Origin of the sequence: Polaromonas sp. YR568, from assembly GCF_900116715.1 — a bacterium.
In the GTDB taxonomy this organism is placed as follows: domain Bacteria; phylum Pseudomonadota; class Gammaproteobacteria; order Burkholderiales; family Burkholderiaceae_C; genus Polaromonas.
In genome coordinates this window covers 68829-81904 of sequence record NZ_FPBM01000011.1, presented here as the reverse complement: position 1 = coordinate 81904, position 13076 = coordinate 68829, and the positions used below count along the sequence as shown (strand labels likewise).

Annotated in this window: 16 protein-coding genes; 14 read left to right on the top strand and 2 right to left on the bottom strand. The window is 65.6% G+C overall.

The genetic code is table 11. From position 1 onward, the window contains the following. Positions 1-5 precede the first annotated feature (5 nt). The 14 genes from BM408_RS19870 (at position 6) to BM408_RS19805 (ending at position 10788) form a co-directional block, all read left to right on the top strand. Complete coding sequence (locus BM408_RS19870) at positions 6-617, top strand: LysE family translocator (protein WP_092132142.1); 612 nt, start codon at positions 6-8, stop codon at positions 615-617. Then, positions 614-1570: a DMT family transporter gene (locus BM408_RS19865; RefSeq protein ID WP_092132141.1), complete on the top strand. Its 957-nt coding sequence runs from the start codon at positions 614-616 to the stop codon at positions 1568-1570. The genes BM408_RS19870 and BM408_RS19865 overlap by 4 nt, the downstream gene beginning before the upstream one ends. Further along, positions 1570-1917: an antibiotic biosynthesis monooxygenase family protein gene (locus BM408_RS19860; RefSeq protein ID WP_092132139.1), complete on the top strand. Its 348-nt coding sequence runs from the start codon at positions 1570-1572 to the stop codon at positions 1915-1917. The genes BM408_RS19865 and BM408_RS19860 overlap by 1 nt, the downstream gene beginning before the upstream one ends. Then, positions 1914-2243, top strand: coding sequence for a DHCW motif cupin fold protein (locus tag BM408_RS19855; RefSeq protein WP_092132138.1), 330 nt, complete (start codon positions 1914-1916; stop codon positions 2241-2243). The genes BM408_RS19860 and BM408_RS19855 overlap by 4 nt, the downstream gene beginning before the upstream one ends. Positions 2244-2273: 30 nt before the next feature. Next, positions 2274-2906 carry a DJ-1/PfpI family protein gene (locus BM408_RS19850; RefSeq protein ID WP_092132136.1) on the top strand — a complete coding sequence of 211 codons (633 nt, stop codon included), beginning with the start codon at positions 2274-2276 and terminating at the stop codon, positions 2904-2906. A gap of 84 nt (positions 2907-2990) precedes the next feature. Then, positions 2991-4190 (top strand): aminotransferase-like domain-containing protein, encoded by a 1200-nt coding sequence (locus BM408_RS19845; RefSeq protein WP_092132204.1) that lies wholly within the window; start codon positions 2991-2993, stop codon positions 4188-4190. Next, positions 4187-4825, top strand: a complete 639-nt coding sequence (locus BM408_RS19840; RefSeq protein ID WP_092132135.1) for a LysE family translocator — start codon at positions 4187-4189, stop codon at positions 4823-4825. The genes BM408_RS19845 and BM408_RS19840 overlap by 4 nt, the downstream gene beginning before the upstream one ends. Positions 4826-4827: 2 nt before the next feature. Then, complete coding sequence (locus BM408_RS19835) at positions 4828-5448, top strand: glutathione S-transferase (protein ID WP_092132133.1); 621 nt, start codon at positions 4828-4830, stop codon at positions 5446-5448. A gap of 48 nt (positions 5449-5496) precedes the next feature. Next, the gene (locus tag BM408_RS19830; RefSeq protein WP_092132132.1) at positions 5497-6429 is read left to right on the top strand and encodes a PhzF family phenazine biosynthesis protein; all 933 of its coding nucleotides are present in this window, start codon (positions 5497-5499) and stop codon (positions 6427-6429) included. A 26-nt stretch (positions 6430-6455) separates the two neighbouring features. Further along, positions 6456-7169 (top strand): VOC family protein, encoded by a 714-nt coding sequence (locus BM408_RS19825; RefSeq protein WP_092132130.1) that lies wholly within the window; start codon positions 6456-6458, stop codon positions 7167-7169. 1 nt (position 7170) lies between these two features. Next, entirely contained in the window at positions 7171-7809 is a 639-nt protein-coding gene (locus BM408_RS19820) for a LysE family translocator (protein WP_092132129.1), read from the top strand. Beyond that, the gene (locus BM408_RS19815) at positions 7806-8807 is read left to right on the top strand and encodes a threonine dehydratase (protein WP_092132127.1); all 1002 of its coding nucleotides are present in this window, start codon (positions 7806-7808) and stop codon (positions 8805-8807) included. Before BM408_RS19820 ends, BM408_RS19815 begins: the two co-directional genes overlap by 4 nt. Before the next feature lie 51 nt (positions 8808-8858). Next, positions 8859-9527, top strand: coding sequence for a histidine phosphatase family protein (locus tag BM408_RS19810; protein WP_092132126.1), 669 nt, complete (start codon positions 8859-8861; stop codon positions 9525-9527). A 106-nt stretch (positions 9528-9633) separates the two neighbouring features. After that, on the top strand, positions 9634-10788 hold the full coding sequence (locus BM408_RS19805; protein ID WP_175541853.1) for a hypothetical protein: 1155 nt from the start codon (positions 9634-9636) through the stop codon (positions 10786-10788). 36 nt (positions 10789-10824) lie between these two features. Here BM408_RS19805 and BM408_RS19800 read toward each other — a convergent pair whose 3' ends face one another. Together BM408_RS19800 and BM408_RS19795 are read right to left on the bottom strand one after the other, a co-directional pair. After that, complete coding sequence (locus BM408_RS19800) at positions 10825-11955, bottom strand: DUF1513 domain-containing protein (RefSeq protein WP_092132201.1); 1131 nt, start codon at positions 11953-11955, stop codon at positions 10825-10827. Between the two features lies 1 nt (position 11956). Beyond that, a complete protein-coding gene (locus BM408_RS19795) occupies positions 11957-13063 on the bottom strand; it encodes an imelysin family protein (RefSeq protein ID WP_092132124.1) in 1107 nt (368 codons plus the stop codon). Positions 13064-13076 lie beyond the last annotated feature (13 nt).

The window sequence follows — 13076 nt, the reverse complement described above, 5'->3', positions numbered from 1 at the left end:
GAAGCATGAATTGGCAAGAATTTACGGCTTTACTGGTGCTGGCCACGGCGATGAGCTTTTCGCCCGGCCCCAATACGACGCTGTCGACCGCCCTGGGCGCCAACCATGGCTTGCGGCGCGCGCTGCCTTTTGTCTGCGCCGTGCCGGTGGGCTGGGGCGCGCTGCTGCTGGTGTGCGCGCTGGGCCTGGGCGCGCTGGTGGTGGCGGTGCCGCTGCTGAGCTGGGCCGTCAAGATCATCGGCGTGGCTTACCTGCTCTGGCTGGCCTTCAAGGTTTCGCAGTCGCGCCAGCTCAGCCAGGCTGATGCCGACCGGCTGAACGTCACCTTCTGGCAGGGCGCCGCGCTGCAATTCGTCAACATCAAGGCCTGGATGCTCGCCCTGGCCATCGTCAGCGGCTGGATCGCCGGGCGCGAAGAGCCCGCCATGCGCCTGGCCGTCGTGCTGCCCGTCATGCTGGTTTATGCCTTTGTGAGCAACCTGGTCTACGCACTGGCCGGCTCTCTGCTGCGCGACTGGCTCACCGGCCCGAACGGCAGCGGCCTGCGGCTTCGCTGGTTCAACTACGTGATGGCCGGCGTGCTGGTGGTCACGGCGATCTGGATGCTCTTTATATGAACCCGGACACCAAACAACTCAAACAACTGACCAGGGGCCTGTGGCTGGGCCTGCTGGGCATCGTGATCTTCTCGGTCACGCTGCCGATGACACGGCTGGCCGTGGGCACGCCCGATGCACCGCAAATGTCGGGCCTCTTCATCGCGCTGGGCCGGGCCGTGGTGGCGGCAGGTTTGTCGGCGGTATTTTTGCTGGCTACGCGCGCACCTTTGCCCCGGCGCGAAGACTGGTGGCCGCTGGCCACTACCGCGGGCGGCGTGGTGTTCGGCTTTCCGCTCTTCACCTCAATCGCCATGCGCCATGTGGAGGCCGTGCATGCCGCCGTGATCATCGGCGCCCTTCCGCTGGCCACCGCTGCTGTGGGCGCACTGCTGCACCGCCAGCGCCCGTCGGCAGGCTTTTGGCTGTGCGCCGCCGTGGGCAGCGCGCTGGTGGTGGCCTTTGCCCTGTTGCGCTCTGGCAATGCCGGGGCCGGCCTCTCCATCAGCCCCGCCGATCTCCTCTTGCTTGCCGCCGTGCTTTGCGCCGCCGTGGGTTACGGCTACGGCGCCAGGCTGTCGCAGCGCATGCAAGCCGAGCACGTGATCTGCTGGGCGCTGCTGATTTCCCTGCCGCTGACCTTGCCGCTGGCCGCTTTCAGCTGGCCCGCCGGGCCCATCAAGGCATCGGCCTGGTGGGGCTTTGGCTATGTAGGGGTGTTTTCGATGTGGCTGGGCTTTTTTGCCTGGTACCGCGGCCTGGCGCTGGGCGGCACGGTGCGCGTGAGCCAGGTGCAACTGGTGCAGCCGTTTTTGTCGATGCTATTTGCCGTGCCGCTGCTGGGTGAAAGCCTGGACGCGGTGACCGTGGGCTTTGGCCTGGCCGTGATTGCCACCGTTTTCATCGGCAAGAAGATGCCGGTTCACCCGACGAACGCCCCACCCAACCCACTGCTGCAACCTGGGAAGACCTGATGTACTGCGCTGCCTTCATTTTTGAGCCCGGCACTTACGACGAGCGCTTTCACGCACTCGACGCCCTGATCGAAGAAGCCGCGCTGGCCACGCCCGGCTACCTGGGTGCGGAGACCTGGCGCTCGCCCGACGGCACACGCAACAACGCCACCTACTTCTGGGACAACCTGGAGGCGCTGCGCACCTTCTCGGCCCATCCCAAGCACCTGGAGGCCAAGCGCCAGTACACCGAGTGGTACAAGGGTTTTCACATCGTCATCTCGCAGGTGCTGCGCTCTTATGGCGACGGCAAGATCGAACACATCACGCCCAACCAGCGCGACCGCAGCGAGGGCGTGCCCGCATGAACATCACCAACATCCCCTTCGGCACCACCGACTGGGCTGGAGTGGCCCGCACCGAGCACTCGGCGCTGGAAGGCAAAGCCTTCTGGCGTACGCAGCAGTTTGGCGATGTGCGCGTGCGCATGGTCGAATACACGCCCGGTTATGTGTCTGACCACTGGTGCAAAAAAGGCCACATCCTGCTGTGCCTGCAAGGCCAGTTGCACACCGAGCTGGAAGACGGCCGCCGCTTCACGCTGGAGCCCGGCATGAGCTACCAGGTGGCCGACCAGGCCGAGGCGCACCGCTCCACCTCGCCGCTGGGCGCCACGCTGTTTGTGGTGGACTGACGCGTTTTTTTAAAGAACCAAGGTGACCCCATGCACATCGCCATCCTGACCTTCGACGGATTCAACGAGCTGGATTCGCTCATTGCCTATGGCATGCTCAGCCGCATTTCATTGCGGGGCGACACAGATTGGAAAGTCAGCATCGCCAGCCCCACGCCGCGGGTGACATCCATGAACGGGCTGACGATTGACGCGCACATCGGCCTGAAAGAAGCCAGCCAGGCCGACGCCGTGCTCATCGGCAGCGGCATGAAAACACGTGAGGTGGCGAACGACGCGTCCATCCTCGGCCAGATCCAGCTGGACCCGCAGCGCCAGCTCATCGCCGCGCAGTGCTCCGGCACCTTTTTGCTGGCCAAACTGGGCCTGATCGGCCAGGTGCCTGCGTGCACAGACACCACCAGCAAGCCCTGGGTGCAGGCCGCGGGCGTCAAGATACTGAACCAGGCCTTTTTTGCGCAGGGCAATATCGCCACCGCGGGTGGATGCCTCTCGGCCCAGTATGTGACGGCGTGGTTGATCGGGCGCCTGAAGGGCGCGGCTGACGCGCGCGAGGTGCTGCATTACTTTGCGCCGGTCGGCGAGAAAGACGAGTATGTGGCGCGCGCCCTGTCTCATATCCGCGCCCACCTTCCTGAGCAGGCAACTTCCGGCGCAGAATGAAAGTCTTATTCCGCCTGCGTTGAAAGCCAGGCGGAGAATTTTTTGATCAAGGCCATCTTTTACGGCCCCAAGGAGAAGAGTGAGATGAGCAAGACAGAATGGACCCAGGCGCAACGCGCCCACAAGATGAACCCCTCGGTGATCCGCGAGATCCTGAAAGTCACCGAAAAGCCCGGCATCATCAGCTTTGCCGGCGGCTTGCCCTCACCCAAGACATTTCCGGTCGCCGCCTTTCGCGAAGCCTGCGACAAGGTGCTGCGTGAAGACGGCCACGCCGCGCTGCAGTACGCCGCCAGCGAAGGCTATGCGCCGCTGCGCGAAATGGTGGCCGCCATGCTGCCCTGGGAGGTCGACCCCGCGCAGGTGCTGATCACCACCGGCTCGCAGCAAGGCCTGGATCTGATCGCCAAGATTTTGATCGACGAAGGCAGCCGCGTGCTGGTGGAAACACCCACCTACCTGGGCGCGCTACAGGCCTTCACGCCGATGGAGCCCGAAGTGGTGGGCGTGGCCAGCGACGACGAAGGAGTCGACCTCGCAGACCTGGCCAGCAAAGCCGCCGGCGCGCGTTTCTTCTATGTGCTGCCCAACTTCCAGAACCCCACCGGCCGCACCATGACCGAGGCGCGCCGCGCCGCCTTGAGCGCCGAAGCCGCACGCCTGGGCCTGCCCATCGTTGAAGACAACCCTTATGGCGACCTGTGGTTCGACACGCCGCCGCCGCTGCCGCTCACCGCGCGCAATCCTGAGGGCTGCGTGTACATGGGCTCCTTCTCCAAAATCCTGGCGCCCGGTTTGCGCCTGGGCTTCCTGGTCGCACCCAAGTCGCTCTACCCCAAGCTGCTGCAGGCCAAGCAGGCGGCCGATTTGCACACGCCGGGCTTTAACCAGCGCATGGTGGTCGAGACCATGAAGAACAACTTCCTGGAGCGCCACGTGCCCACCATTCGCGCGCTCTACAAATCGCAGCGCGACGCCATGCTGGCCGCGATGAAACGCGACATGCCCGAAGGCGTGAGCTGGAACACACCGGCCGGCGGCATGTTTTTGTGGGTGCGCCTGCCTGAAGGCATGAACGCCATCGACCTGCTGCCCAAGGCGGTGGAGCGCAATGTGGCTTTTGTGCCCGGCTGGGCTTTTTATGCCGACCATGCCGATGCGCGGACGCTGCGCCTGTCGTTCGTGACGTCCAGCGTCGAGCAGATCAACATCGGCATCGCCGCGCTGGCCGCGGCCATTCGTGAGCAACTGCCCGCCGGCGTTCCTGAACTGCGCGCCGCATGATAGACACGGGCACCCTGTCGCTGTTCATGTTGGCGGTGCTGGCGCTTTTTTTGTCGCCCGGCCCCAACATGGCCTTTGTGCTGTCGCACGGCCTGGCGCACGGTGTGCGCGGCGGCTTTGCGGCGGCCATCGGCATCTCGGCGGCAGACCTGGTGCACACGCTATGCGCCGCCACCGGCGTGACCGCGTTGGTCGCCGCCTGGCCGCCTTCGTTTGATGTGCTGCGTTATGCCGGCGCGCTGTACTTGCTGTGGCTGGCGTGGCAGGCCTTGCACCCGGCTGGAGCACGCAGTGCTGCCCAGGCGCAACCCGCCGGCTTTGCGCGCATCGTGCGCATGGCGCTGCTGAACAACCTGGTCAACCCCAAGGCGCTGCTGTTTTTTATGGTGTTTCTGCCGCAATTCGTGAACCCGGCGCATGGTCATGTCACCTTGCAATTGCTGGTGCTGGGCATCCTGCTGTCGCTGATGGCGCTGGTGTTCAACACTGTGCTGGGCGCTTTCAGCGGGCAGATCGGGCGCCGCCTGCAGGCGCGGCCCGGCGCCGCGAAGTTTCAGCGCGGGTTTCTGGCCCTGGTTATGGCCGGGCTGGCGCTGCGCCTGTTGTTGCTTGACCGTCCCACCAAAGGAATCTGATCATGCTGCATGTCTGGGGGCGTCTTAGCTCCATCAATGTCCGTAAAGTCGTATGGGCCACGCAGGAGCTGGGCCTGACGATGCAGCGCACCGACGCGGGCGGCCAGTTCGGCATCGTGAAAGAGCCGGGCTACCGCAGCAAGAACCCGAATGCGCTGGTGCCGCTGATTGAAGACGGCGAAGTGCGCGTCTGGGAGTCCAACGTTATCGTGCGCTACCTCTGCGCCAAACATTCGCATGGCGATTTTTACCCCATCGGCCTGCCTGAGCGCTTTGCCGCCGAGCAGTGGATGGACTGGCAGCAGACCACCTTCAACCCGGCCGGCCGCACCGCTTTTATCCAGTGGATCCGCACACCGGCGGAGCAGCGCAACCCGGCGTTGATCGCGCAGTCGGTGGCCGCCACTGAAGCGTTGCTGGCCCTGCTGGACGCGCACCTGGCCGACCACGCCTACATAGGCGGTGAGCGCTTCGGCATGGCCGACATTCCGCTGGCCTGCGAGATGCACCGCTGGTTCGGCCTGCCGCAGCCGCGCCCTGCGCGCACGCACCTGGACCGCTGGTACCAAAACATCCTGGCGCGGCCCGCCACCCGCGGCGTGCTGGATTTGCCCCTGTCATAAATCGTTCAAGCCTCCTCTTCAAACTCACCTGGAAACCTGAAAGCCCCCATGAAGCAGCGCGCATTCAAGCAAGTCGACGTGTTCACCCCCATCCCTTACTACGGCAACCCCCTGGCCGTGGTGATGGACGGCAGCGGCCTGGATGACGACGCCATGCAGCGCTTTGCCAAATGGACCAACCTCTCGGAAACCACCTTCCTGCTGCCGCCCACCGACCCCACGGCGGACTACAGCGTGCGCATCTTCACCCCCGGCGGCGAGCTGCCTTTTGCCGGCCACCCCACGCTGGGCAGCTGCCACAGCTGGCTGGAGGCCGGCGGGCAGCCGCACAGCAAAGACTTCATCGTGCAGGAGTGCAAGGTGGGCCTGGTGAAAATCCGCCGCGAGCCCGGCACCAAACGCCTGGCCTTTGCCGCGCCGGCCCTCAAACGCTCCGCTCCCAGCCCCAGTCTGCTGGCGCAGGTGGCCGGCGCGCTGGGACTGAAAGCGAGCAGCATCCAGGCCGCGCAGTGCCTGGACAACGGCCCGATGTGGCTGGGCCTGTTGCTGGACAACCCCGAGAGCGTGCTGCAACTGACGCCCGACCACAAGGCGCTGGCCAAGCTGGGCACCAAGATCGGTGTGGTGGCACGCTACCCGCATGAAGACACGGCCCCGTTGATCGCGCGGGCCAACCGCGAAGCCAGGGCTTTCACGGCCTCTGCGGCCTCCACGCCTGCCGCGACCAGCATTGCGCCTGACTTCGAAGTGCGTGCTTTTGCTTCGCCCGTGGGCATTGACGAAGACCCGGTCACCGGCAGCCTCAATGCCAGCCTGGCCCAGTGGCTGATCGCCGAAAGCCACGCGCCCGAGCGCTACATCGCCTCGCAAGGTGTCTGCCTGGGCCGCGCCGGCCAGGTGCATATCGAGCGTGATGGAGAAGGACAGGTCTGGGTAGGCGGCGAATCGGTGACCTGCATTGATGGACGCGTGACGGTGTAAGCGGCGCTTAAACCCGCATATCGACCATGGAACACAGCACCGCATCCCCTCCACTAACCTCGCAGGTCGACCACCTGGTGGTCGTGGCCGCGAACCTTGCCGAGGGCGTGCAGTGGTGCGAGCGCGTGCTGGGCATCACGCCCGGCCCTGGCGGCGAACACGGCCTGATGGGCACACACAACCGACTGTTCACGGTGGCTTCGCCCGCCTTTGCGCGCGCCTATTTCGAAATCATCGCGATCAACCCCGCAAAGCCCAGCCCGCGCGTGGCGCCGGCCCGGCGCTGGTTTGACCTGGACGACCATGAACTGCAGTTGCGGCTGAGCAAGACCGGCCCGCAGCTCGCGCACTTTGTGGCCTCCACGCCCCGCGTGGGCGGAGCCGTGCGGGCGCTTGCCCGCCTGGGGCTGGACCGCGGCGAAGTGCTCGAGCCTTCGCGCATGACGCCGCAAGGCCTGCTGACCTGGAAGATCACCGTGCGCGAAGACGGCCAGCGGCTCTTCTACGGCGCGCTGCCCACGCTGATCCAGTGGGACGATGTGCATCCGGCCGATGGCATGGCGCCCTCGGGTGTCACGCTGCAATCGCTGCACGCGAGCCACCCGCGCCCCAACGCGCTGCGCGGTGCTTATGAAGCGATTGGTCTTTCAGGCGTGGGCCTGGCTGAGGGACCGCCGAATCTGATTGCCACCCTGCAAACGCCGCGTGGCCTGGTCACGCTGGAATCCAAAGGAGCCTGAAATGTTCACAACCACCGAACTCGCCTGGTTCGCCCTCGCCGCCCTGGTGCTGGTGCTCACGCCCGGGCCCAACATGATTTATTGCATCTCGCGCACGTTGTGCCAGGGGCCTCGCGCCGGGCTGGTGTCGCTGAGCGGCGTGGCGCTGGGTTTTGTGGTGCACCTGCTGGCCGCGTCCTTCGGCCTCACCGCGCTGTTGCTGGCGGTGCCGCTGGCCTTTGATGCGATCAAGGTGGCGGGCGCGGCCTATTTGCTCTGGATGGCCTGGCAGGCCGTCAAGCCCGGCGGCCTGGCGCCGTTTGAAACACGCGAGCTGCCGCACGACCCGCCGCGCACGCTTTTCCTCATGGGCTTTATGACCAACCTGCTCAACCCCAAGGTGGCGATGTTTTACCTCTCCTTCTTTCCGCAGTTCTTGCACCCCGAGCGCGGCGGCCTGCTGCTGCAAAGCCTGACGCTGGGCGCGGTGCAGATCAGCGTCAGTACCGGTGTGAACACCATCCTGATCTGTTTCGCCGCAGCGATTGCGGGCTTCCTCAATCGCAACATCAGCTGGATGCGCGTGCAGCGTTATGTGATGGGCACGGTGCTGGGCCTGCTGGCGTTGCGCCTGCTGGCTGAAAAGCGGGCGGCCGCATGAGCGCGGTGCTTGACCACGCGCCGGCGCTGCAAAACAGCATGCTGCCCTCGCTGCAAGAAATTGAAGACGCGGCGCGTGTCGTCTACCGCGAGTTCCAGGCCACGCCGCAATACCGCTGGGGCCTGTCCAGCCAGCGGCTGGGCACCGATTGCTGGATCAAGCATGAGAACCACACACCGGTGGGCGCGTTCAAGCTGCGCGGCGGCCTCACTTATTTTGATGGGCTGAAGCAGCGCGGCGAGATGCCCAAAGAAGTCATCAGCGCCACACGCGGCAACCATGGCCAGAGCATAGGCTGGGCTGCACGCGCGCATGGCGTACCCTGCACCATCGTGGTTCCGCACGGCAACTCGGTAGAAAAAAACGCCGCCATGCGCGCGCTGGGCTTGACCCTGATCGAGCACGGCGACGACTTCCAGGCCAGCCGTGAATTTGCGATGGCACTGGCCGCCGAGCGCGGCGCCCATATGGTGCCCAGTTTTGATGCCGGCCTGCTGCGCGGCGTGAGCACCTACTGGTGGGAGTTCATGCTGGCCGTGCCGCAGCTCGACGTGGTCTATGTGCCCATAGGCCAGGGCTCGGGCGCTTGCTCAGCCATTGCCGCCAAGCTGGCGCTGGGCCGCAAGCTGCGCATTGTGGGTGTGGTGAGTGCACATGCCACCACCTACGCCGACTCGCTGGCGGCGCGGCGCGTGGTCGAGGCGCCGGTGACCACACACCTGGCCGACGGCATGGCCTGCCGCGTCGCCGACCCTGCGGCGCTAGCCATCTTGCTGCCGCACCTGGACCGCATCGTGAAGGTGACGGACGAGGAGGTGGCCCAGGCCATGCGTGACCTCTATGCCGACACACACAACGTGGCCGAAGGCGCGGGCGCAGCCAGTTTTGCCGCGGCCATGCAGGATCGCAGCCAGCTCAAGGGCCAGGTGGTGGGCACAACCCTCTGCGGCGGCAATGTAGACACTGCCACTGTCGCCAAAGTGCTAGCTGGGGCCTGACCGGTCACCCGCGAGACTGGGCGCTGGGCCCGGTGTGCCCACAATTTGCCCATGGGAACCCTTTACCTCGTGCGCCACGGCCAGGCCTCATTTGGCGAAGACGACTACGACGTGCTCAGCCCCATGGGCCGCCAGCAAAGCGTGCGCCTGGGTGAGTACTTCAAGTACAAGGGCATCACCTTCGACGCGGCCTTCACCGGCACGTTGCAGCGGCAGATCAATACCTTTGCGGGCATCTGCGAAGGCATGGGCATTGAGATGCAAGCCGCACAGCGACCCGGGCTCAATGAATACGACAGCCACGCGGTGATAGGCGCGATCCACCCGCACAAGCTCGAAAAGCCCACCACGCCCGAGGAATACCGCGGCCACTTCCGCCTGCTTCGCGACGGCCTGGCGCAGTGGATGGCCGGCGTAGTCAGCCCCAGGGGCATGCCCAGCTACAACGAATTTGTTGCCGGCGTGACCGATGTGCTGGACCACGTACGCACCGCGCACACCGGCAACGTGCTGCTGGTCTCCAGCGGCGGGCCCATCTCGACGGCCGTCGGCCATGTGCTGGGCACCAGCCCCGAGACCACGATTGAGCTCAATTTGCGCATCCGCAACTGCTCGGTCACGGAGTTCGCCTTCACGCCCAAGCGCCATATGCTGGTGACCTACAACACCCTGCCGCACCTGGATGCACCCGAGCATGCGAGCTGGATTACCTACGCCTGAGCGTCTTTTGGCGGCCTGAGCCCATGCTGACGCAAGGCTTGCACGGGATTCCGTGGTGTTTTTGCCATTGCCGGGATTGCGCCAAGCAAAGATACTCTTTGGCAGCATGACCGCCACACCTCACTCCCTGGCCGCCAACCCGCATCCTGTGGGCATTGTTCTTTGCGCTGACAGTGCGGACGCACTGGCGGCCTCCAGTTACAGCTTTCTGGTGCAGCTGGAGCAACTCGGCCTGCAGGACGCTGTGGAAACCGAGGAGCTGCCGCCTCGCGCAGGCGCCGGCGCCGCCCGGCGTTTCAGCCTGCCCGTGGCGCTGGCGGCGCAATGGGCGCCCGGCCTGGACACCATGGGCCTTGTCGAGAAGCTGCAACTGGACACGGTGGGCAATGCGCAAGACCTGGAGCGCGAAATCCTGCTGGCCATGCTGCTCAGCCCCGTGGCCTTTGAATTTCCGAGTCATGCGGAGCTGGCCTCAGCCGTGCGCATTCGCCGCAACATCGTGGTGGCCGCACGCAAAACCGCGCTGGAGTTTCACACCACCGAAGTCAACCGGCCCGAGGACTGCTGGACCTATTCCGAAGACGACGGCTTTACCGTGCGGCCCGGCCATGCGCTGATTGCCGCGCTGGAAAAAGCCACGCAGCCCGAGGCCTCGGGCAAGCTGTATTCCTTTTCCTGCTACCGCGCGACCGAGTACGTGATCCTGCTGGCCATTGCGCAGGAGCTCGAAGCCTGCAACCCGCCGTTGCTGGCCGCGCTGCAACAGCGCTGGGAAAAGAGCGCCATCATGTCGGGCAAGTTTCACGATGTGTTCCTGCGCGAATACGGCTCCATGCAGGAACCCCTGCCGCCGCGCTACTACGTGCCGGGTGACAGGCTGTGGTTTCGCAACCCCGATGAACACTCTTCCGACGTGTCGGGCTATGAGGGCTCCTGGGTGTTCTACCTTGGCAGCGGCCTCTTCACCAACTTCTGGAAACGTGAGCAGCCTTACACACTCATAGCCAAGTGCCTGGAGCTTTTTCACTGGCGGCATGCCACCTACACCGATGCGGCCGGCGACCTGCGCATCAACGAAAGCATTGTGGAGTCGGGCGTCAAGGCCTCAATGGCCAACCCGGCAGAAAGTGCGCAAATCCTCGAGCTGATGCTGCGCATGCGCGAACCCAAAGGTGTGTATCAATCGGGCGGCTGCATAGACACCTCACGCGAGTACCCGCGCTGGGTCTGCCCGGTGACCACCGACATGGTCCTGCCCTGAAGGCGGCCAGGCCGCCTTCACTTCACCTTTGGGTCCTTAACCGACCTGCGTCCAGTGGTTGTCCAGCCGCACGCCATTGAGCGCGGACACCCAGGTCTCGCCCCGGCCATCCCGCGCGAGCGCCGCAAGCCGGCCACCGGCCCAGACCACCGCATTGGCGCCTGGTGCCGCGGTGACGCCCAGCGCGCAAGCCTCTTGCAAAGGTAAAAAACCGGCCCACTGGCCATCGGCGCGCCATAACGCGACACCGTTGGCGCGCGGGCAGCTCACCGCAAAGCCACCCGCTGTGTGGGCGACGTCGCCGCCATAACCCGCAAGCACCTGGCCTGGCGCCGCAGCATACGTTTGCAGACGCTGCCCATCAAACACGGCCAACACGGGTGCATTGGTTTTGATGTTGGCATCGTCATGCTCAGCCTGCAGCGCAATGCCGAGCAGGCGTTGCCCCGGCTTGCCGCCTGCAACGGGCTCGCCCCAGGCGATGTGGCGCAGGCTCAGGCGCTTGTCGGCCAGCCGCCATTGGCCGCGCAGCTCGCCCGAGCGGGTGTCCAGCCGCACCAGCGAGGCATCCATGCGGTCCATTTGAATTTTGAGCCGCCCGGTTTCAGGCAGGGCAGGAATGCCGCCGTTGGCCACCATGAGGCTGCCGTCGGCGTCGAGCAGCAACTCATGCGGGTCCATACCGTGGGTAGACCACTCGCCGGTTTTCTCCAGCGTGGCCGCGTCGCGCAGGCCGATCAGGCCCTGGCCGGTTTCCAGGTTGGTTTCGGTGGTGTAGAGCAGCTTGCCGTCAGCGCTGGCGATCACGTGGCCATTGAAGGCGCGGTCGGGTTCAATCCAGCCCCAGGCAATGGCCTTGCCGCCTTGCGCGCCATCGGGCCGCCAGCGCAGCAGCCAGTCGCCGGGCCTGCGTGCCACTGCCAGCAGCGTGCCGCCGGCTTCCGCCCACACGCCGTGCGCGCGTGTCGGCACGTCGAGTGCGGCGCTCACTTCCAGCGCGGCGCCGCGTTGTGTCAGCACGCCGACCTGGTAACCCTCAGTGCCCTCCCACGCGGCGGCCAGTTGCGGGCCGCGCGTTGCAGCCATGACAGGCAGCGCCAACGGCACAGCCAGCGACGACGCGTAAACCAGCCACTGCCGGCGTTGCAAGGTGAAGGGCTTGTTCATGTCAGTCACCGTCGGCATCTGAAAACCCGATGCTCACTTCCAGCGCCGGTGCGATCTCGGCTTCGGTGAGTTTTTTCAGGTCGGCCAGTGAGCGCCCGGCGGCGGTAATGCCGGCACGGTTGGTGGGCGAGAGGTTTTGCAACGTCTTGTCGGCCTTGCCCACGCTTTGCGCCAGCAGGTCGGCCGGCTCGTTGCGGCCCAGGCCGCGCAAATAGGTTTCAATCGGCGCCAGGCCCGTGCCGGGGCGCGGCGCCTCACTGGCCTGTGAAGCGCCCAGCGTGCGCAGCGCCTGCCACTGCGCAGCCCAGCGCGCGGCCGTCTGGCCGCTGGCGCTGCGTGCGTAAGGCACGGCATTGCGGCCGCCCTGTGCGGCGCCCGACATGCGCGGTTTTTCCATTTCGGCCCAGCGCAAGCGCTCCAGCGCGCCTGTCCACTGATTGACCAGCTCGCTCATGGCCGGGCCGTTGCTCTCTTCGGACTGGCCGGGCGGTCGCGCAGCGAGTTCGCCAAATGCTTTGGCCAGAGCATCGGCTTCACGCTGGATATCTGCCGCCACCTGCACCGCGTAACGGCAGGCCGGTGTGGCAGGTGCGATGGCGGGTGGGCTCCACAGCAGCCACTCGAGCGCGGGCAGGCCCTTGGCCGGTGTGCCTATGCTTTCCATGGCGGTGGCGTCTTGCGGCGCGGTTTGAATGGCGCGCTTGATGAGCTCCGGCCGCGTCGGCGTGAAATCGATCTGCCGGTTTGAGCGGCGCTGCACCATGGGCCCGACCTGCACACCACTCAGGCGGTCCCAGGCCAGGGCGGTGGCTTTCCAGCGTTCACGGGCCTGATCCAGCTTTGCGGCAGCGCTGTCTGCGCCTGCATCGCACACCGCAGAGATCGCCGTGGGCAGGCCGCCGGCCTGTTCGGCAAATGCGGTGGCTTGCGGTGCGTACCAAAAGCGGTAGGCGCCGCGCATGAAATCGCCCGCGGTGTAAAACGGCACGGCCACATTGGCGGCAACGGCTTGCGCCTGTGCGCCACCGGCTGCCAGCAGCGCCGCGCCGGCGACGGCCAGCGACGCCTTGCGCAACGCCGGTTTGAATGAAAGCGTGATGGGGTTCATGGGACTATCCCCT